The sequence below is a fragment of the Dysgonomonas sp. genome (genome assembly GCF_035323175.1).
GTDB lineage: Bacteria > Bacteroidota > Bacteroidia > Bacteroidales > Dysgonomonadaceae > Dysgonomonas.
Genome location: NZ_DAOKYH010000023.1, coordinates 12,820 through 32,546, shown reverse-complemented (window position 1 = coordinate 32,546; position 19,727 = coordinate 12,820). Strand labels below are relative to the sequence as shown.

Genomic DNA, 19,727 nt, shown 5'->3' with positions numbered 1-19,727 from the left:
TAGATATCTTATCTATATTAACTGTCCGTTTTCTTTATGATATTCAATCAGTCCTTTAATCGGATTTTCAATAATAACATCAATGTATATTCCTAAGTCTTGAGCTATTTCTCTTAAGATGAAGGAGTACATTTTTGCTATCGATCCTACAAAGCGTATAGGGTATTCCGTATATTCATATTGAAGGATATTCCTTTCAAAGAAAGACCGTAGATTCTTTCTGACTAAATTATTGATATAGGGATGTTCGAGATATTCGTATAGAAAGAATGACAAGACGGATAAGAGTTTGTTTGGGAATGGTTTAGAATAAATATAATCCATGATCTCATCCGGATCAATCTTATACTTTCTGTAGAATGGCTCTATAAGTTCAGTAGGTGCTAATCCTTTTAAGCAATCAGCAAGAAATATCTTACCTAAGGAAGCGCCACTTCCCTCGTCCCCAAGGATATACCCCAAAGGTTTCACATTCTTTATTATAGTATCCCCATCATATAGACACGAGTTAGAGCCGGTTCCCAAAATACAGGCAATACCGGCTTCGTTTTTAAATAGGGAACGAGCCGAACCCAAAAGGTCACTTTCGATGATCGATGGTGTTTTAAACTGGGCCTCAAGTGAAGCTTTTACTACATTCTTCTTTTCAAGTGAAGAACAGCCTGCACCATAGAAATGTATGGTATGAAATTTAGTCTTAAAGAAGATCGGTGGCAATTGTAGCCGAATAGAACGACTTATCTCCTTTCTTGTCTGGAAAAAAGGATTAATACCATCGGACAAGAAATGTTCTACAATTCCACTTCTGTCCACCAGGCACCACTCTGTCTTTGTAGAGCCGCTTTCAGCTAGTAATATCACGTATTCTTATGTATTAAATTTATGCAAAGATAGATAAATAAATATAACTTATCATCAAAAAACTATTTGGATCACCCGACTTTCTCTATTCCGATTCCGGGCTTATCATCCAGATGTAACTTCCCATTTATAACTGTTACTCCTTTGAAGCAGTCATTACTGATCAATAGATTCCCATCCAGATCGGCCCAATCTACAGCCGGTGATAATTGCGTTGCGGCAGAGATGGCACAAGACGTTTCGGTCATACAGCCTATCATTACTTTCATGTTGGCTGCCCGTGCTACAGTTTGTATTTTCCAAGCTTCACGCATGCCTGTACACTTCATTAACTTGATATTTACTCCGGTGAAAGCTCCTTTTAGCCGTAGCACATCTTGAAGACGTTGAAAAGACTCATCAGCAAATATAGGTAGCGGGCTTCTTTCTGTAATCCATGCGGCATCTTCCAGATTATATTTGGGCATTGGTTGTTCGACCATGACTATACCTTTTTCTTTTAGCCAGTTGATCATGTCCAATGCATAATGTTTATCTTTCCATCCCTGATTGGCATCCACGGCTATAGGCTTGTCGGTTACTGTCCGTATAGCCTCTATCATCTGCTTGTCATTTTCTCGTCCGAGCTTTACCTTCAGTATATTGTATAATGGTGCGGCCTCTCTGGTTTTTTGTTTAACAATCTCATCCGTATCGATACCAATCGTAAACGTTGTAGATGGTGTTTTCTCTTTGTCCAACCCCCATATTTTATACCAGGGCTGATTCATTATTTTGCCTACCAAATCATGCAATGCAATATCTATAGAAGCCTTAGCCGCAGTATTATTCTCTGTTATTTTGTCGATATAGGTGAGTATATCATCCAGTTCAAACGGACTGGAAAATTGTTCGAGATCTACTTTTTTCAGAAATTCGATTACCGAAGCTTGGGTTTCTCCCAAATAGGGAGGGAGAGAAGCTTCTCCATAGCCAGTTATGCCATCGTATGTAATTTCAGTCAGTACAACAGGTGTTGTTGTGCGTGAAGAATTAGCAATAGTGAATACATGGCGCAATTGCAAATCGTATGGCTTAAAGCTTAACTTCATTTTCTTATTTAATGAAATAGTCTTCTTATTATTTTGAGCAAATGCTGCTAATGGATTGCCGGCGAATAATCCACTTCCTATTGTTGTTAAAGCTGCTGTTTTTAGAAAATTACGTCTCGATTGTGACATGATTCGATATATTAAGTATGATGATAATTACTTATAGAATGAGTTGTTTGATATAGACCATATTCCCGATCCCTCTTTATCTATGGCCCCTATTATGCGCGAAGCTCTGATGAATTCTTTTGTATTCACTTCGTCATAATCATTGTCTTTAGGATCGAGGCTGCTGATACGGATATACCCTGATGCATGAATGAACTTATTGTTGCCAATATAAAATGCGACATGACGTATACGTTCTTTTTTATCCTTTTCAGCTTTTTTTCCAAAAAACATCAAATCTCCGGGTTGTAAGTTTCCATATCCATTGCTTACATCAATCGGTATGCCTGTATGTACCTGTTGTGAGGCATCTCTCATCAGAATAATACCGTGCATCAGTGCTATTGTTTTGGTAAACCCACTACAGTCCATGCCCTTTACCGATGTACCACCCCATACATAGGGAATCCCCATCAGGGTGTATGCCTTTTTCACAAAGTCGTCCCCTGATATTATAATTCCGGCAAGCCAGTCTTCATACTTTTTACTTTGGCTTTTTAGTATATATGCTTTTCGTCCATCGGGGTATGATACATTATAAAAATCTCCAACCTCGCCTTCTTTTTTCAGAATGTTGCAACTGACTAGATCGGATACAGTCTGACTTTGTGTATCAGGTGCAGAATATGCAAACCCAAAATAGTCTGTAAATATTATTTTTTTAGCCGAGTTCCAATTCTCAAATTCAGTCTTAGTCATCGGGTGATAATTTATTTCCTGAGTCCAAGCTATGTATCCATCAGGAGTTTGTATGCGACTCCACCCATCTTTTTGTAAAATTCGGATTGGTGTTCCGAGGGTAGCCTGAGTAGCCATTTCTGCCGAGAATTTGCCTTCAATTCGGATATCGGCAACAGACAAGGTTATCACACCATACGTCTTGTCTCCTAAATCTTTATCGGGTAATAATTTTATCTTATCTGTGAAGTTTTTTCCATAGATTTTTTCAGACTGCTTTATTAATTCATTATATGCAGCAATGTCGGATGTAACTCCTGATAATGTAGGATTCTTTTCGTGATCATCTACTTTTATATCAAACACTTTTACTCTTTTGTCAGGGATATGTTTCTCTCTGATATTGTTGAGGATTGTCTCTAGTTCTGCATGCTTGTAAATTTGTTTGTCTGTATTTTGCGCATATAATACAGAATAACATATACATAAAGCAATCAGTGTGCATATTTTTTTCATAACGGCAGGCCTGAATAATTTATTAGATGTGATATTACAAATATATGCAAAATAAGGATTTCCGCAGAGTTTTACTTTGTGTTTTCTCTTTTTGAGTGGTTAAAATAGTTTAAAATATATATCTAAACACTAATTCGATGTATGTGCCTTTATGCTCGACTTTAACGATACATTTTGCTTAATAGTAATAAAATATTTTATTGTAAATTGCATGTAATTAGTGCTTTAATTATTTTTCAACAAAAGGTCTTATTTTAAATTATTTTATAATAGCCTCTCTTTTAAAATGCTTTTCTTTGTATTTCTATGAATGATAATGTACTCGAAAAACTGAAGGTATTGGCAGAGTCGGCAAAGTATGACGTTTCTTGCTCTTCCAGTGGAACTGTCCGCAAAAATAAAGCGGGCGGACTCGGGAATACTGTAGGTGGTATGGGGATATGCCATAGTTTTACGGAAGATGGGCGTTGCGTTTCATTGTTGAAAATTATGCTAACCAACTACTGTATTTATGATTGTGCATATTGTATCAACCGTAGGAGTAATGATATTCGTAGAGCTACTTTCACCGTCCAAGAATTGGTTGATCTTACAATTGAGTTTTATCGTCGCAACTATATCGAAGGACTTTTTCTTAGTTCGGGCGTTATCAACAACCCGGACTATACGATGGAGCGTATGGTAAGGGTCATAAAAAATCTCAGAACTGTACAACGATTCAACGGATATATTCACATGAAAAGCATACCCGGTGCTAGTCAGGAATTGATTAGTGAAGCCGGATTGTATGCCGATCGTATGAGTGTAAATCTGGAAATACCTACAGAGGTAAATCTGAAACTACTGGCTCCCGAAAAAGATCACCGCAGTGTATACAAGCCGATGCGCTATATTCAGCAGGGGATGCAACAAAGTATAGAAGACAGGCGGAAGTTTCGTTCTGCACCACGCTTTGTTCCTGCCGGACAGAGTACGCAAATGATAGTAGGTGCAACCAATGAGCGGGATAAGGATATCTTGCGCGTGTCTTCCATCCTTTATCAACAAACGCAGATGAGGCGTGTATACTACTCGGGCTTTATTCCGGTAAACAGCTATGATACTCGTTTGCCAGCACTAACGCAGGCGCCATTGGTGAGGGAAAATCGCTTATATCAGGCCGACTGGCTGATGCGTTTTTATCAGTATAGAGCTGACGAAATCGTAGACGATGCATATCCTGATCTTGATCTCGAGATAGACCCGAAATTGGCATGGGCACTGCGGCATCCCGAGATGTTTCCGGTGGATATTAACAAAGCCGACTATGTAATGATTCTTCGTGTGCCCGGTATTGGGGTTAAGTCAGCCCAGTATATTGTAACTTCGCGTCGGCATGGTAGATTGAATGCCTCACATCTTAAAAAGATTGGAGTGGTGATGAAGAAAGCGCAGTATTTTATTACTTGCAACGAGCTGCCCATGTATACAGTCAACGAAGCTACGCCGGAGTATGTTCGCAAAATCCTTACTGAACCTAAAAAGCGAAAAGGTGATGATAGCCAGTTGTCTATAATATTCCCCGACTGATGATAGTGTTTTTTTACGATAAAACATTCGAAGGCTTATTGACCGCCATCTTTGATGCATATAGCCGAAAAGTATTTCCCGACAGATTACTGGCAGAAGGAGATATTGCTCCCATGTTTATGGATGATAGCTATACGGTGGTTACGCAAGAAGACAAAGCTACTCGGGTTTGGAAAGGATTAGAAAATAAACTATCGAAAGGAGCATGCAACATGCTTACCTATGTTTGGCTTTCGGAGGAAGAAGGAAGTGACGATCTTATGTTCCGTTATATTCGTAAAGCGCTTGATAATAAAATCTCTATAGAAACGAATTTTGCAGATAGCGATGTTTTGCAGATGAGCCAACTGGCTAGGAAAGTGTCCCACGAGGAACTCTATCTGAAACAGTTTGTGCGTTTTCAAAAAGCTGCTGACGATATATTCTTTGCACCTGTATTTCCCCGATATAATGCTCTTCCTTTGGCTATTGGTCATTTCAAAGATCGCTTTTCGGATCAAAAATGGGTTATCTATGATATGAAAAGAAAATATGGGTATTACTATGATCTGAATACAATGGTAGAGATTACCCTTGATAATGATGAACATTTGCTGGGCGGAAAATTAGATGAAAAGTTGATGGCCGAAGACGAAAAGTTATTTCAAGAGTTGTGGAAAGGTTATTTTAAGTCGATGACCATAAAAGAACGTATAAATCGAAAACTGCATCGACAGCACATGCCAAAACGTTTTTGGAAATACCTTACCGAGAAACAATAAGAAGGCTGTAATAGTGTTTTTCTTGTCCTTTGTCATCCTGATCGAAGAGAAATCAATATCGGATAAGGTAAAAACGCTATACAGCCTTCTTGGGCAGAGTACTTCTATTGTTTCAGTTTGAATACAATCGGAATTGTGAAATATACCTGAACAGGATTTCCGCTTTGCTTCCCAGGAATCCATTTTGGCATACTTTTTATAACTCTCATTGCTTCCTTGTCGCATGTTGGACTAATACCTTTTAATAATTCCAAGTTGGATATTTCACCGGTTTTACTAACAACGAATCTTACTATAACACGTCCCTGTGTTCCTATCTCTTGATCTACAACGGGGTATTTAAGGTTGGCACTTATAAATTTATACATTTCGGATTCACCACCAGGGAATTGGGGCATGATTTCTACTGCAATAAATGTCTCGGGTTTCTTTTCTGTTCCTCCCTTAGCCGTTGGTGTCATTATGCTTTCTATATCTTTTCGGACAGCATCAGGGTCAGTAGAACCATTTTCTACCTTGTGTTTTCCAATGGCGTCTTTGCCTTTTGCAACCTCTTCCATTGTCACCATCTCTTCTTCATTATTGACTTTATAGTCATCTACAATTGTTGGTGGAACAAACTTCGTCATTTGTATAAATTTAGGTGGTTCTGGAATTGGTGGTTTTTCAATCTCATCCACTTTGTTTAATGGCTGATCAATAACTACCATTGTATATTTATCTGTTATATTATCCGGCTGTAGACCTGTTGCAGCTTTTACAGTACTGATGATTAACGGTAGGGCTGTTACAAAACCTACAAACAATAAGATGATTGCGAAAGCAAGAATGTGTCGTTTCCAAGAAGATTGCCTTAAGGCGAATGCTCCGTATGATTTGTTTCTCCCTTCAAAAACTATGTCACACCATTCTGTTGAGTTTAGGTTTACTGCATTTTTCATAACTGTATGTTTTAAATTGTTACTTAATCTTGTCTTTTTCTACTTAATAGATATTAAAGTCTCTGAAATTCCATAAAGAGGTATTAATTTTTTTTAATCTCATTGAAAAAGTTCTTTTTGCGAAATGGATATCGTAATATTTTAGTTTTTTTTGTCGGGCAAATTTTTATTTATCAATACTTAAAATGCTACATTTGTAACTTAATATATTGTAGGAAATGTCAGATTCAATAGTTATCATCCCGACTTATAACGAAAAGGAGAATATAGAGGCCATCACAAGGGCAGTGTTCGATCTACCAAAAGAGTTCGATATTCTGATTATAGACGATGGTTCTCCTGATGGAACCGCTTCTATTGTAAAGAGGCTTCAAACAGAGTTTCCCGAAAGGTTACATCTTGTGGAAAGAGCCGGTAAACTTGGTCTTGGAACGGCGTATATCGCAGGGTTTAAATGGGCTTTAGGACGCAGTTATGAGTATGTGTATGAGATGGATGCTGATTTTTCTCACAATCCGAACGATCTTCTCCGCTTGTATGAGGCATGTGTTAATCAAGGAGCCGATCTAGCGGTAGGCTCACGCTATTGTAGTGGCGTAAACGTTGTAAACTGGCCTATGGGAAGGGTCTTGATGTCTTATTTTGCTTCCAGATATGTGCGTTTTATTACGGGCATGAAGGTACATGACTCTACAGCCGGATTTGTTTGTTATCGGCGTGCAGTTCTAGAAACTATTGATTTGGAGAATATTCGCTTCAAAGGATATGCTTTCCAAGTGGAAATGAAGTATACGGCACATTGTCTCAAATTTAATATAAAAGAGGTATCTATTATTTTTGTTAATCGGATGTTGGGTACTTCAAAAATGAGCTCCGGTATTTTTGCTGAAGGTGTCATTGGTGTAATTACAATGCGCTTGAGGCAAATGTTTGGCGGAATTCATAAAAAGAAATAAAAACTTGTGTATCTTTGTTGTATATTTTTTATACAGCAAAAAGATGAAAATTATTTGCGTAGGGCAAAATTATCAATCACATAATAAAGAAATGAACAGGGCATTATCGAATAGCGACGATGATCCTGTTCTTTTTATGAAACCCGATACATCTTTGCTTTCGGGTGATAAGAAAGATTTCTATATTCCCGATTTCTCTGCCGATATACACTACGAGGCTGAAGTTGTAGTTAAGATAAGTAAGATGGGTAAAAATATAGCAGAACGATTTGCTCATCGGTATTACGAAGAAGTTACTCTTGGTATCGACTTTACGGCAAGAGATATACAATCTGAACTTAAGAAAAAAGGACTTCCTTGGGAAATAGCCAAAGCCTTTGATAACTCGGCTGCGGTAGGACAGTTTGTATCGAAAGGTAAATGGGACAAACAGATGGATGATTTGAATTTCAGTTTGTCTATTGATGGTAAGACGGTGCAATCGGCTAACACTACCGAAATGATACACCCGATAGATAAAATAATTGCATACGCCAGTCGGTTTTTTACGCTCAAAACCGGCGATTTAATCTTTACAGGCACACCCGCCGGAGTAGGGAAGGTGCAAATAGGAAATCATTTATCAGGAGAAATAGAAGGAGAGAAATTGTTGGAAATATTTATTTGCTGATAAATTAGAATGTTAAATTTATACTACATAACAATAAATATTATAAAAAATTGTTATCTATACATACTGAATAATTAAATAAGAAATCCGAACAAACTATAATTAAACCTTAGCAAATAAATTAATTACTTAAATAGTAGAATAAATGAAGAGTCTTTTGAGAAAAATCTTATTTGTAAATATTTTTGCATTACTTGCATTAGGCGCGTATGCACAAGATGACGTGAATCCGATACAAACGGCTATGCCGTCATTAAATATAGCTCCTGATGCCCGTGCAGGTGGGATGGGAGATGCCGGAGTGGCTACAGCACCGGATGTGTATTCCCAACATTGGAATGCTGCTAAATATGCATTTAGCCCAAGTAAGGCAGGTTTTGGAATATCATATACTCCATGGTTGAGAAAGATTATTAATGATATAGCACTAGTTTATGGTGTTGGTTACTATAAATTAGGAAATGAAAATAATCAGGCATTAAGTGCATCTATCCGTTACTTCTCTATCGGAGATGTGAAGGTTGTAACAGATTTAAATGACTTCAATGGTGTTGTATTAAGTCCGAACGAGTTGGCTATCGACTTAGCATATTCCCGTAAACTGACAGAGACTTTTTCCGGAGCTGTAACTGTGCGTTATATCCGTGCCGATTATACAGGAGCTTCTGAAGAAACTTCAGTAGGTAATGCTTTTGCCGCAGATATTTCGGGTTATAACGAATCTTATATCCGTACAGGGAGCTCAGAAAGTCTGCTAAGTTTTGGTTTCAATATCTCTAATATTGGTACGAAAATTTCTACAAACGGAGATTCTCGAAACGAGTTCTTACCAACCAATCTGCGTTTAGGTGCTTCTCTTATGTATCCAATCAACGAGGTGAGTACAATATCATTCAGTGCAGACTTGAACAAGTATTTGGTTCCAACTCCTCCTGTTAAAAAAGAAGGGGAAACCAATGATGAATTCAGTAAACGCATGGCAGATTATCGAGATATTAACCCGATAGCGGGTATCTTCAAATCATTTGGTGATGCTCCCGGTGGATTCTCGGAAGAAATGAAAGAGATCGCATGGTCGCTTGGTGCAGAATATGATTATAATGATAAATTTCGTTTACGTACCGGTTACTTCCACGAAAACAAGATGAAAGGTAATCGTCAGTATCTTTCTTTTGGTGCAGGATTTAAGCTAAGTGCATTCCAACTGGATGTAGCATATCTGTTGGCTACGGCTCAACAAAATCCATTAGACCAAACATTGCGTTTTTCTCTAGGTTTTGATATTGATGCAATGAAAAATTTATTTAAGTAATTATTGTTTCGTAGATAAAGTTATTTGATATAATGAAGATAAGGGTAGGTTTTGGCTATGATGTGCATCGCCTTGCTGATAATAGAGATTTGTGGTTAGGTGGAATCAAGATAGAACATAGTCAGGGACTATTAGGACACTCCGATGCTGATGTGCTTATACATGCTATTTGCGATGCTATTCTAGGTGCGGCAAATTTACGTGATATAGGTTTTCATTTTCCTGATACAGCCGGGGAGTATAAAGATATAGACAGTAAAATCTTATTGAAAAAAACATTAGAGGTGATAACCGAGAAAGGATATAGTATAGGCAATATAGATGCAACTATCTGTGCCGAACGTCCTAAAATAAATCCTCATATACCTCAGATGCAGAAAGTGATGGCTGAGATTTTAGACATCTCGGTAGATGATATATCGATAAAAGCAACAACTTCAGAAAAAATGGGGTTTGTAGGCCGTGAGGAAGGTTTTGCCGCATACGCCGTTGCTTTAATTGAAAAAAAGTGATAATTAGACACAAAAGAAATGAGTGTGAAACCCAAAATAGAATTAACCGCTGATGGGTCTCACACTCTTTTCATGTCCGACCTGAATGAACACTATCATTCGGTAAATGGAGCTATACAAGAATCAACCCACGTATTTATTAACACAGGATTGCATCATTGCAAAAAAGATAGTGTCAATATTCTTGAAATTGGTTTCGGAACAGGTTTAAATGCTTTTCTTACAGCATTGGATGTAACCAATACCGAAAGAGTTATTCATTACACAGGCTTAGAGTTATACCCTTTGCCTAAATCAATTATCAGTGAGTTGAATTATTCGGATAATCATTCGGAGCAAGCAAAGATATTATATAATAAGCTGCATGATGTTGATTGGAATAAAGAAGTTCAAATTTTACCTGAGTTTTATTTGTCGAAGATAGAATGTGATTTTACAAAGTTTGATTTCTCTTCACTAAGATCTTCTTTCGATCTCATTTACTTCGATGCATTTGCTCCCGATAAGCAGCCCGAAATATGGACGCAATCAATCTTTGATTCGTTGTATTCTGTTACTGCCCGGAATGGGATATTAGTTACTTATTGTGCTAAAGGAGTTGTGCGTAGAATGTTACAACAAGCAGGCTACAAAACTGAAAGACTTCCCGGACCTCCCGGAAAAAGAGAAATGCTACGTGCTACAAAAACAGATTGATGCTTCGTTTTTGTTTACTATATTCTTTTTATATTCATTTCCTCAGCGTTTATAATATAGTTAAGATCAATTCTATCTTTTTATCTTCTGATAAAAGATACTTATCTTTGTGCCCGATATTTAATAAATATCTATAAGAATCTACACTATAATATAATGAAAATAGGCAATATAAAATTCTCTGAAAACCCTGTCTTTCTTGCACCTATGGAAGATGTAACAGATATGGGATTTCGTCTTATGTGCAAGCAATTTGGGGCAGATATGGTATATACCGAGTTTGTATCCAGCGATGCACTTATTCGTCATGTGAATAAAACTCAGGCCAAGCTCACCATCAGTGAAGAAGAGCGTCCTGTGGCTATACAGATATACGGACGGGAAGTAGATGCGATGGTGGAAGCTGCAAAAATCTGTGAAGAAGCCAATCCGAATATTTTGGATATAAACTTTGGTTGTCCGGTAAAGAAAGTGGCAGGCAAGGGTGCCGGTTCGGGTATGATGAAAACCCCCGAACTGATGGTTGAAATAACTGCTGCAGTGGTAAAAGCCGTAAAAATCCCTGTAACAGTAAAAACTCGTTTAGGTTGGGATCATGAGTCGAAGATTATTGTGGAGCTGGCAGAGCAATTGCAAGACGTAGGAATACAAGCCTTGACAATACATGGACGCACACGCTCACAGATGTACACAGGAGAGGCTGATTGGGAGTTGATCGGCGATGTGAAAAATAACCCTCGTATACATATTCCGATAGTAGGTAATGGGGATGTAACTAGTCCCGAAACATGCAAACGCCGCTTCGACGAAACAGGAGTAGATGCCGTAATGATAGGGCGGGGGAGTATCGGCAGTCCGTGGATATTTGAAGAGGTGAAGCATTATTTGAGAACCGGTGAAACGCTTCCGAAGAAAGAATTCGAATGGTATTTGGATGTTCTAAAAGAGATGATCCGCAAAAATGTTGCTCATTCAGGGGAACGTGGCGGAATTATTCACAGTCGGCGTCATTTGGCTGCAAGCTCATTATTTAAAGGATTGCCCGATTTTAAAAAAATAAGAGTAGCTATGTTGCGAACAGAGTCCGTTGATGAACTTTTTGAAATTATGGATACTATACCGGAGCAATTTCAGATGGAATCAAACAATTGAATATAAATTGAGTTTTCGGTAATAGGAATAAAGAAACCTATAACCCCTAAATATTTAATAATACATAGGTTTGGTTACACACTTAATATTCGGTGTGTAACCTCCTTACTTCTATATAATTTTCTTACTTTTGTATTGCTAAAAAAATTACAGACTGTTTATGGAACAAAAATTATTGGTTTACAATACTCTGACACGAAAAAAGGAAGTATTCGAACCGCTTCATGCACCGCATGTGGGGATGTATGTTTGTGGACCAACCGTATACGGAGATGGCCATCTCGGACATGCCCGTCCTGCTATAACATTCGATATACTATTTCGTTATCTCACACATTTAGGTTATAAGGTGCGTTACGTTCGTAATATCACGGATGTGGGGCACTTGGAGAACGATGCCGATGAGGGTGAAGATAAAATAGCCAAAAAAGCACGTTTGGAGCAGTTGGAACCAATGGAAGTTGTTCAGTATTATGTAAATCGTTATCATAAAGCAATGGATGCTTTGAACGTACTGTCTCCATCTATAGAGCCTCATGCTTCGGGGCATATCATAGAGCAGATAGAGGCAATCAAAGGTATATTGAAAGCCGGATATGCATACGAAAGTAATGGCTCGGTTTATTTTGATGTAGAGAAATATAATAAGGATTACGATTATGGTATTCTTTCTCATCGCAATATCGAAGAAATGCTAAATACTACACGTGAGCTCGATGGTCAGGAAGAGAAGAGAAGTAGAGTTGACTTTGCTCTGTGGAAAAAAGCTGCACCCGAACATATTATGCGTTGGCCTTCGCCTTGGAGTGATGGTTTTCCCGGGTGGCACATCGAATGTTCAACAATGAGTATAAAATATCTTGGCCGAGAATTTGATATACATGGTGGTGGGCTCGATCTTATGTTCCCTCATCACGAATGCGAGATAGCTCAGAATACGGCAATGGAAAAGCATCAGGTAGTAAGATACTGGATGCATAACAATATGATAACTATCGGCGGGCAGAAAATGGGTAAATCTCTAGGGAATTTCATTACACTGGATGAATTCTTTACAGGCTCTCATAAAATGCTGGTACAGGCGTATAGCCCTATGACAATTCGTTTCTTTATTTTACAGGCGCATTATCGTAGTACAGTAGATTTCAGTAACGAAGCCTTGCAAGCTGCAGAAAAGAGCCTCGAACGACTTTATGATGCATACGCACGTATAGAGAAAATTCCTGTCTCAGCGACATCTTCTGTAGATGTGAAAAATATTAGGAACAAGTGTTATGAGGCATTGAATGATGATTTGAATTCGGCAATCGTAATAGCGCATCTATGTGAAGCCGGAACAACAATCAATTCTGCAAGTGCCGGTAATATAACATTGAGTCAGGAAGATATAAATGAGCTTAAAGAAGTATTTGATATCTTTTTGTTTGGCATACTTGGTATCCGTAATGATGCAATAGGTGCAAACAGTGGTAATAATGAAGCGTTTGGTAAAGCTGTGGACTTATTGCTCGAGATTCGCCAAAAAGCAAAGGAAAATAAAGATTGGGCTACTTCAGATCAGATTCGCAACGAATTGGCTAAAGCCGGATTTGAAATCAAAGATGGCAAGGATGGTGCCGAATGGAAACTGAAATAAGCTGTTTTCTCTTTATATAAAGGATCAATATTTATCTTATTATATATGCAAGGCTGTTTTATGAACTAGAAAAGTGACAGAGAAAAATAGCCTGGAATCTGTCACTTTTGTCACCTTTTATAGAGAATATAATGATAGCTAAACAAATACAAGAAGAGCTAAATGCTTATTCAACTCCTGAAAAACGGGAATTTCTCCCGTACTTTTTCAAAACAGGGAAAGGTCAATATGGAGAAGGTGACAAGTTTCTGGGAGTTGTTGTTCCTGATACTCGAAAAGTAGCTAAGAAATATAAAGATATTCCTTTTACAGAGGTAGCAAAACTTCTCAATAATGAATATCATGAGTGTCGCCTGTGCGCTTTGCTTATTCTCGTAGAGTTATTTAAAAAGACAAAGGACGAGACAAGAAAACAAGAGATTGTAGATTTTTATTTGGCTCATACACATCGTATCAATAACTGGGACTTGGTAGATCTCAGTGCAAAAGATATTGTTGGAGAGTATCTTGTAGATAAAGACAGGTCAGTCTTATATCAATTAGCAGACAGTTCTCTGTTGTGGGATCAACGTATTGCTATTATTGCCACATTCGCATTTATCCGTCGAAACGATTATCAAGATATTTTAGATTTATCCCGACGATTATTATATCATAAGCACGATCTGATGCATAAAGCTATCGGGTGGATGCTAAGAGAGATGGGTAAGAGAGATAAAATGCAATTAACTGATTTTCTCGATCGTTATAGTAAAGAGATGCCTCGTACGATGTTGCGTTACTCAATAGAAAAATTAAGCCCTGAAGAAAGGGCGTTTTACATGAAGAAATGATAAATTATCTCACTCATACATTATCCAACGGACTTCGTATTGTGCACAAACCAATAGAAAGTAATGTTTCTTATTGTGGTTTTATAGTCAATGCAGGTACACGCGATGAAGCTCCCGATCAGTACGGTATGGCTCACTTTGTAGAGCATATGCTGTTTAAAGGTACGGATAAAAGACGGGCGTATCATATTATCAACCGTATGGAAAATGTGGGTGGAGAGCTCAATGCATTTACTAATAAAGAAGAAACGGTTGTTTACTCAGTCTTTCTTGAGCAACACTTTAGCCGTGCGATAGAGTTACTTTCAGACATTACTTTTCATTCGAATTTTCCTCAATCGGAAATCGAAAAAGAAGTAGAGGTTATAATAGACGAAATACATTCGTATGAAGATAGTCCATCAGAACTGATATTTGATGAATTCGAAAACCTTGTTTTTGATCAGTCCCAGATAGGGCATAATATATTAGGAAGTGCCGAGCTGTTGCAGAACTTTGATGGGCAGATGGCTAAGGCTTTCGTGAACAAATTCTATAATCCTTCCAATATGGTGTTTTTTTCACTTGGAAGAACAGACTTTAAGAAGATTGTTTATTATGCCGAGAAATATTTGTCGGCTATTCCTGATATAAAATCAGATATACAACGGATAAAGCCGGTTGACATCTCATCAGTAAATAAGAGGGAGGATAAAGAGACTTCGCAGGCACATGTTCTGATTGGCGGACGTTCATATTCATTGTGTGACCCCAATAGAAGAGTCTTAAATCTTTTGAATAACCTTTTGGGTGGCCCGGGAATGAATAGCCGTTTGAATATCTCTTTACGAGAGAAAAGAGGCTATGTATATAACGTAGACTCGTCGATAACATCATATACCGATACGGGGATAACTTCAATTTATTTTGGCTGTGATAAGAAAAATGTGGATAAGTGTATTAGTTTGGTGCATAAAGAATTAAATAGATTAAGAAAAGAGAAGCTTACATCAGGTCAACTAAGTACAGCCAAGAAGCAACTCATTGGGCAGATAGGAGTGATGGGAGACAATCATGAGAATCTGGCATTAGCCCTAGGGAAGAATTTTTTGCATCATAATCACTTCAATACATTGGCGGAAACCGCTCAAAAAATAGAAGCTGTGACGGCAGAACAAATACTGGCAGTGAGTAACGAAATTTTTGATGAAAGAAGTTTGTTTACTTTAATATATGATTAATTCTCTTAACTTTGCATTAGCTATACTAACTTTATGAAAACAATCTTAAAAATATTTTTACTTATATCTTTGTTTGTTTGCAGTATTGGAACTATAAATGCTCAGTATCCTAAAAAACGTATCACTTCGGATATACATGTGGGATTAAACCTCGCTGGAATGGATATTAAGAATGAAAATACATATAAGCAAGCCAAAGTAGGAGTTCATATCGGGTTCAATGTAAATTATAAATTCTGGAGTAATATGCAGCTTCAAACAGGGTTGTTTGTTACTAAGAAAGGATTGAAAAGACATATTCATACTGTAGAGAAAAATGGTGATATTTCTGTAACTACCTATGACGGATATTATAATGCCACAGGCAATTATATACAGATGCCTTTTAATTTGGGATATGAATTGTATTTCACGAAGTCATGGGCATTTAATATTAATGGAGGACTATATGCCGCTTATGGATATAAAGGGACAGGTACAACAAGCAGCGTTACAGTGATTTCCGATAATATAGGGAAGCCTGTTGTTACAACGGTTCCTGAGGTCGAATTCGAATCATTTACTCCTGACCGATGGCGAAGGTTCGATTATGGCTTGAACGCGAAAGTTGGTCTGGTGTATGATATATATACAATAAACATAGGGTACGAATATGGGCTCTACAATATTGCTTATACCGGTCCTGAATTAAAAAATAGAAACTTTTTTGTTTCGTTCGGATTCAGATTCTAGCCTACTGGTATGTGTTTTATAGTCTGAACTTTGTCTCTCTGATTGTTGTTTTCTATAAATAAAAACCATCAAAAATTATAATCATGGAAAACTTGATAAAAAAACTGCAAGATGAGGTTGGGCTTACATACGAACAGGCTGTTAAAGCTGTTTCTGTAGTCAAAGATTATATGGACAAGGAAGGTCTTGATATAGACTGGGATAAATTCTTTAAAGGAAAAACAGAAGATTTCTTAACTAAGGCTAAAGATTTATTTGAAGACGTGTCGAAGCATACGCAAAGTTATACTGAAAAATTTGTAGATAAGGTTGATGAGTTTACAGATAAGGCTCGAAAAAAGGCTTCTGATTTTTTTAACGAAAAGTAATTAGAGTAATAAAAGATTTAGAATATCTGTAAGTACAGCTTACGGATATTTTTGTGATATATACTGTTGGAATAAGGTGGCGAAGAAGAATTTTTATGTGGTGTGGAATGGAGTAAAGACCGGGGTTTACTCTTCATGGGCAGAATGTAAAGCTCAGGTAGAAGGTTATGATGGTGCTATCTATAAATCATTTCCCTCAAAACTAGAGGCTGACAAAGCTTACAATGAAAGTCCTTGGTTGTATGTAGGTAAGAATGCTGAAAAAAAGAAGCAAGTTTCGATACATAACATTCCCGAGATTATAAAAGATAGCCTTTCCGTAGATGCCGCCTGTAGTGGCAATCCCGGTTTGATGGAGTATCGCGGAGTATATGTGAAGACCGGGGAGGAGATTTTCAAACAAGGACCATTTGAGCAAGGGACAAATAATATTGGAGAATTCCTCGCATTGGTACACGGCTTGGCTTTGTTGAAACAGAAAGGTTTTTCTATTCCAATTTATTCAGATAGTGTAAATGCAATAAAGTGGGTAAAAGAAAAGAAATGTAAGACCAAGCTGGAGCGAATTCCCGAGAATGAATCTCTTTTCTACATGATAGAACGTGCCGAGAACTGGCTTAAAACAAATACTTATACAACTACAATCCTTAAATGGAAAACTGATGAATGGGGTGAGATTCCCGCAGATTTTGGACGGAAGTGAGCTTTGGTTTGAAAATTTATTATAATAAATAAACGAAGCAAAATGTCTTCTTTATTTAGTGACATTAAGCTCCGCTATTACCTGTTTGGTTTAATATATTCTGTAGATTATATATTTTCCATATTTCTCTTGATAAAGTTGCTCAAAGCTTCACCTTTCAGCATACCGTTTGACAGCAGAGCTAAATCTATCAATTGACGGATATTTTTATTCTCATTAGCATAAGCACTTACCGCCTCTTTATCTTTGTTATCTATATCAGCCATTATCTTTTTTATTAATGGATGCTCGATGTTTAATACAAGATTATAATTGTTCGGCATCTCACCATAAAATCCCATACCCGACTGCATAGCAGACATTTCTTTCATACGGCGCATAAACTCATTCTGAGTTATTTGTATTGGTTGTGCCTTTTCGTCCAACGATTTGTAGTCGACAGTAAATTCAGTTTTATCAATCTTCGGTAGTTGAGAAGTAAAGGCTTCATTCAACTCTTCCTTTTGTTTATCAGTTAGATTGATCTCTTTGCTGTCTTCTTTCAAGATCAGATTGTCCACTGTGTCACTGTCTACTCGAACAAAGCGACTCTTCTCAAACTTCTGTTCAAGCAGTCCTGCCATGTGTACATCTAGTTGACCGTCAAATAAGATTACATCATATCCTTTGTCTTTCGCTGTGTTTATGTAAGAGAATTGCTCTTCTTTGTTGCTGGTGTATAGATAAATCAGGTTACCATCCTTATCTGTTTGATCAGAAGATATAAGTGTTTTGTATTCTTCAAATGTGAATGCTTTACCATCAACGTTCTTCAATAAACAGAACTTTTGAGCACGGTCGTAGAATTTCTCGTCGGTAAGCATGCCATACTCAACAAAGAGCTTGAGACTATCCCATTTGTCTTCGAATTGACTACGGTCATTTTTGAATATTTCTTCCAGCCTGTCTGCAACCTTTTTAGTAATATGATTGGATATCTTTTTTACATTCTGATCGCTTTGCAGATACGAGCGAGAAACGTTAAGAGGAATGTCCGGAGAATCTAAAACCCCATGCATCAATGTCAGGAATTCGGGAACTATGCCTTCTACAGAATCTGTAACAAATACTTGGTTGCTATATAATTGTATCTTGTTGCGATTGAGGTCTATATTGCTCTTCACTTGAGGGAAATATAATATTCCTGTCAGCTTGAACGGATAATCAACATTTAGATGTATCCAGAACATCGGCTCGTCAGAGAAAGGATATAAGTCTTGGTAGAATTTCTTATAATCTTCATCTTTCAGATCGGCAGGTTTGCGTGTCCATAGGGGATTCGTATCATTTACAACATTGTCTTCTTCCGTTTCTGCAGATTTGCCGTCTTTCCACTCTGTTTTCTTCCCAAATACTACCGGGATAGGTAAGAAGCGGCAGTATTTTTTTAATAGTTTGTCTATTTCTGCTTTTTCGAGGAAGTTTTTATTCTCATCATCTATATATAAAATAATGTCAGTCCCTCTTTCTGCTTTTTCTACAGCTTCTAACGTAAATTCAGGAGATCCGTCGCAACTCCATTTTACCGCTTGAGCATTTTCTTTGAAAGACTTGGTGATGATTTCAACTTTCTTGGATACCATGAAAGATGAATAAAAACCTAATCCAAAATGTCCAATAATAGAATTAGCGTCTTTCTTGTATTTATCGAGGAACTCATTTGCTGAAGAAAATGCTATTTGATTGATGTACTTGTCTATTTCTTCATCGGTCATCCCAATACCTTTATCTGAGATTGTAAGAGTGCCTTTATCTTTGTCAATAGATACGCTTACCGACAAACTGCCCATCTCTCCTTTGAATTCTCCTAACGATGCGTATGTCTTTAATTTTTGAGTAGCATCTACGGCATTAGACACTAATTCACGAAGAAATATTTCATGATCACTATATAAGAATTTCTTGATGATAGGGAAAATGTTTTCGGTCGTAACCCCAATTTTACCAGTTTTTTCCATGTTGTATAATATTTTACCAGTTATATTTGTTAATTATGTATTGTTAAGACAAAATAAATGCCAAAGAGTATCTGAGTGACAATTTGTCGTAGTATGTTGGATTTATTTTGATTAATTAATGAAGTTTATAGAAATAATTTATAACTTATATTAATATTCAAATAATATTTGAGAATACATATTATCAGTTATTTATGTGTTTTGTCTTTGCTTATTTTTCTGAAAAAAAGTATATTTTTATAAAGTTTTTTCTGGTTGATGAAAAAAAAGAGTATATTTGTTTTAAGAATTAATGAAAAGAGATTATAAAACAAAGCGTTGTTTTATTATATTTTGGCTTAAAAAGCCATACAAG

19 protein-coding genes are annotated in these 19,727 nt (G+C 37.1%); 14 read left to right on the top strand and 5 right to left on the bottom strand.

Translation table 11 applies throughout. The features are described from left to right. Window positions 1–12: 12 nt before the first annotated feature. The 3 genes from PKC55_RS16610 to PKC55_RS16600 all read right to left on the bottom strand — a co-directional run bounded on the left by PKC55_RS16610 (window position 13) and on the right by PKC55_RS16600 (window position 3,314). On the bottom strand, window positions 13–861 hold the full coding sequence (locus PKC55_RS16610) for a hypothetical protein (protein WP_135104082.1): 849 nt from the start codon (window positions 859–861) through the stop codon (window positions 13–15). A 71-nt stretch (window positions 862–932) separates the two neighbouring features. Beyond that, complete coding sequence (locus PKC55_RS16605) at window positions 933–2,081, bottom strand: dipeptide epimerase (RefSeq protein WP_283686531.1); 1,149 nt, start codon at window positions 2,079–2,081, stop codon at window positions 933–935. Between the two features lie 27 nt (window positions 2,082–2,108). Beyond that, window positions 2,109–3,314 carry a C40 family peptidase gene (locus PKC55_RS16600; RefSeq protein ID WP_283686532.1) on the bottom strand — a complete coding sequence of 402 codons (1,206 nt, stop codon included), beginning with the start codon at window positions 3,312–3,314 and terminating at the stop codon, window positions 2,109–2,111. A gap of 306 nt (window positions 3,315–3,620) precedes the next feature. Here PKC55_RS16600 and PKC55_RS16595 point away from each other — a divergent pair, with 306 nt between their 5' ends. After that, window positions 3,621–4,883 carry a putative DNA modification/repair radical SAM protein gene (locus tag PKC55_RS16595; protein ID WP_291127816.1) on the top strand — a complete coding sequence of 421 codons (1,263 nt, stop codon included), beginning with the start codon at window positions 3,621–3,623 and terminating at the stop codon, window positions 4,881–4,883. Then, the gene (locus PKC55_RS16590) at window positions 4,883–5,644 is read left to right on the top strand and encodes a TIGR03915 family putative DNA repair protein (RefSeq protein ID WP_291127819.1); all 762 of its coding nucleotides are present in this window, start codon (window positions 4,883–4,885) and stop codon (window positions 5,642–5,644) included. Before PKC55_RS16595 ends, PKC55_RS16590 begins: the two co-directional genes overlap by 1 nt. 104 nt (window positions 5,645–5,748) lie before the next feature. Here PKC55_RS16590 and PKC55_RS16585 read toward each other — a convergent pair whose 3' ends face one another. Then, entirely contained in the window at window positions 5,749–6,585 is an 837-nt protein-coding gene (locus PKC55_RS16585; protein WP_324373586.1) for an energy transducer TonB, read from the bottom strand. Between the two features lie 218 nt (window positions 6,586–6,803). Between PKC55_RS16585 and PKC55_RS16580 the strand changes: the two genes are divergently transcribed. From PKC55_RS16580 to PKC55_RS16525, 12 genes are all read left to right on the top strand, one after another. Beyond that, on the top strand, window positions 6,804–7,541 hold the full coding sequence (locus tag PKC55_RS16580) for a polyprenol monophosphomannose synthase (RefSeq protein ID WP_291126267.1): 738 nt from the start codon (window positions 6,804–6,806) through the stop codon (window positions 7,539–7,541). Between the two features lie 43 nt (window positions 7,542–7,584). Beyond that, entirely contained in the window at window positions 7,585–8,211 is a 627-nt protein-coding gene (locus PKC55_RS16575; protein ID WP_291126265.1) for a fumarylacetoacetate hydrolase family protein, read from the top strand. Between the two features lie 145 nt (window positions 8,212–8,356). Further along, window positions 8,357–9,523 carry a type IX secretion system outer membrane channel protein PorV gene (gene porV, locus PKC55_RS16570; protein WP_006842734.1) on the top strand — a complete coding sequence of 389 codons (1,167 nt, stop codon included), beginning with the start codon at window positions 8,357–8,359 and terminating at the stop codon, window positions 9,521–9,523. Window positions 9,524–9,555: 32 nt separating this feature from the next. Further along, the gene (gene ispF, locus PKC55_RS16565) at window positions 9,556–10,035 is read left to right on the top strand and encodes a 2-C-methyl-D-erythritol 2,4-cyclodiphosphate synthase (protein ID WP_291126263.1); all 480 of its coding nucleotides are present in this window, start codon (window positions 9,556–9,558) and stop codon (window positions 10,033–10,035) included. A gap of 18 nt (window positions 10,036–10,053) precedes the next feature. Next, the gene (gene mnmC2, locus PKC55_RS16560) at window positions 10,054–10,731 is read left to right on the top strand and encodes a tRNA (5-methylaminomethyl-2-thiouridine)(34)-methyltransferase MnmC2 (RefSeq protein WP_291126261.1); all 678 of its coding nucleotides are present in this window, start codon (window positions 10,054–10,056) and stop codon (window positions 10,729–10,731) included. A 156-nt stretch (window positions 10,732–10,887) separates the two neighbouring features. Beyond that, complete coding sequence (gene dusB, locus PKC55_RS16555) at window positions 10,888–11,883, top strand: tRNA dihydrouridine synthase DusB (protein ID WP_291126259.1); 996 nt, start codon at window positions 10,888–10,890, stop codon at window positions 11,881–11,883. Between the two features lie 160 nt (window positions 11,884–12,043). Continuing rightward, window positions 12,044–13,519, top strand: coding sequence for a cysteine--tRNA ligase (gene cysS / locus PKC55_RS16550; protein WP_291126257.1), 1,476 nt, complete (start codon window positions 12,044–12,046; stop codon window positions 13,517–13,519). Between the two features lie 131 nt (window positions 13,520–13,650). Continuing rightward, entirely contained in the window at window positions 13,651–14,352 is a 702-nt protein-coding gene (locus PKC55_RS16545) for a DNA alkylation repair protein (protein WP_291030202.1), read from the top strand. Next, window positions 14,349–15,572: a M16 family metallopeptidase gene (locus PKC55_RS16540; protein ID WP_291126256.1), complete on the top strand. Its 1,224-nt coding sequence runs from the start codon at window positions 14,349–14,351 to the stop codon at window positions 15,570–15,572. The genes PKC55_RS16545 and PKC55_RS16540 overlap by 4 nt, the downstream gene beginning before the upstream one ends. A 33-nt stretch (window positions 15,573–15,605) precedes the next feature. Continuing rightward, window positions 15,606–16,304 (top strand): porin family protein, encoded by a 699-nt coding sequence (locus PKC55_RS16535; RefSeq protein ID WP_135104097.1) that lies wholly within the window; start codon window positions 15,606–15,608, stop codon window positions 16,302–16,304. An 83-nt stretch (window positions 16,305–16,387) separates the two neighbouring features. Further along, complete coding sequence (locus PKC55_RS16530) at window positions 16,388–16,672, top strand: hypothetical protein (protein ID WP_291126253.1); 285 nt, start codon at window positions 16,388–16,390, stop codon at window positions 16,670–16,672. A 76-nt stretch (window positions 16,673–16,748) separates the two neighbouring features. Continuing rightward, window positions 16,749–17,375, top strand: a complete 627-nt coding sequence (locus PKC55_RS16525; protein WP_291126251.1) for a ribonuclease H1 domain-containing protein — start codon at window positions 16,749–16,751, stop codon at window positions 17,373–17,375. A gap of 107 nt (window positions 17,376–17,482) precedes the next feature. Here PKC55_RS16525 and htpG read toward each other — a convergent pair whose 3' ends face one another. Then, the gene (htpG, locus tag PKC55_RS16520; RefSeq protein ID WP_291126249.1) at window positions 17,483–19,372 is read right to left on the bottom strand and encodes a molecular chaperone HtpG; all 1,890 of its coding nucleotides are present in this window, start codon (window positions 19,370–19,372) and stop codon (window positions 17,483–17,485) included. Window positions 19,373–19,727 lie beyond the last annotated feature (355 nt).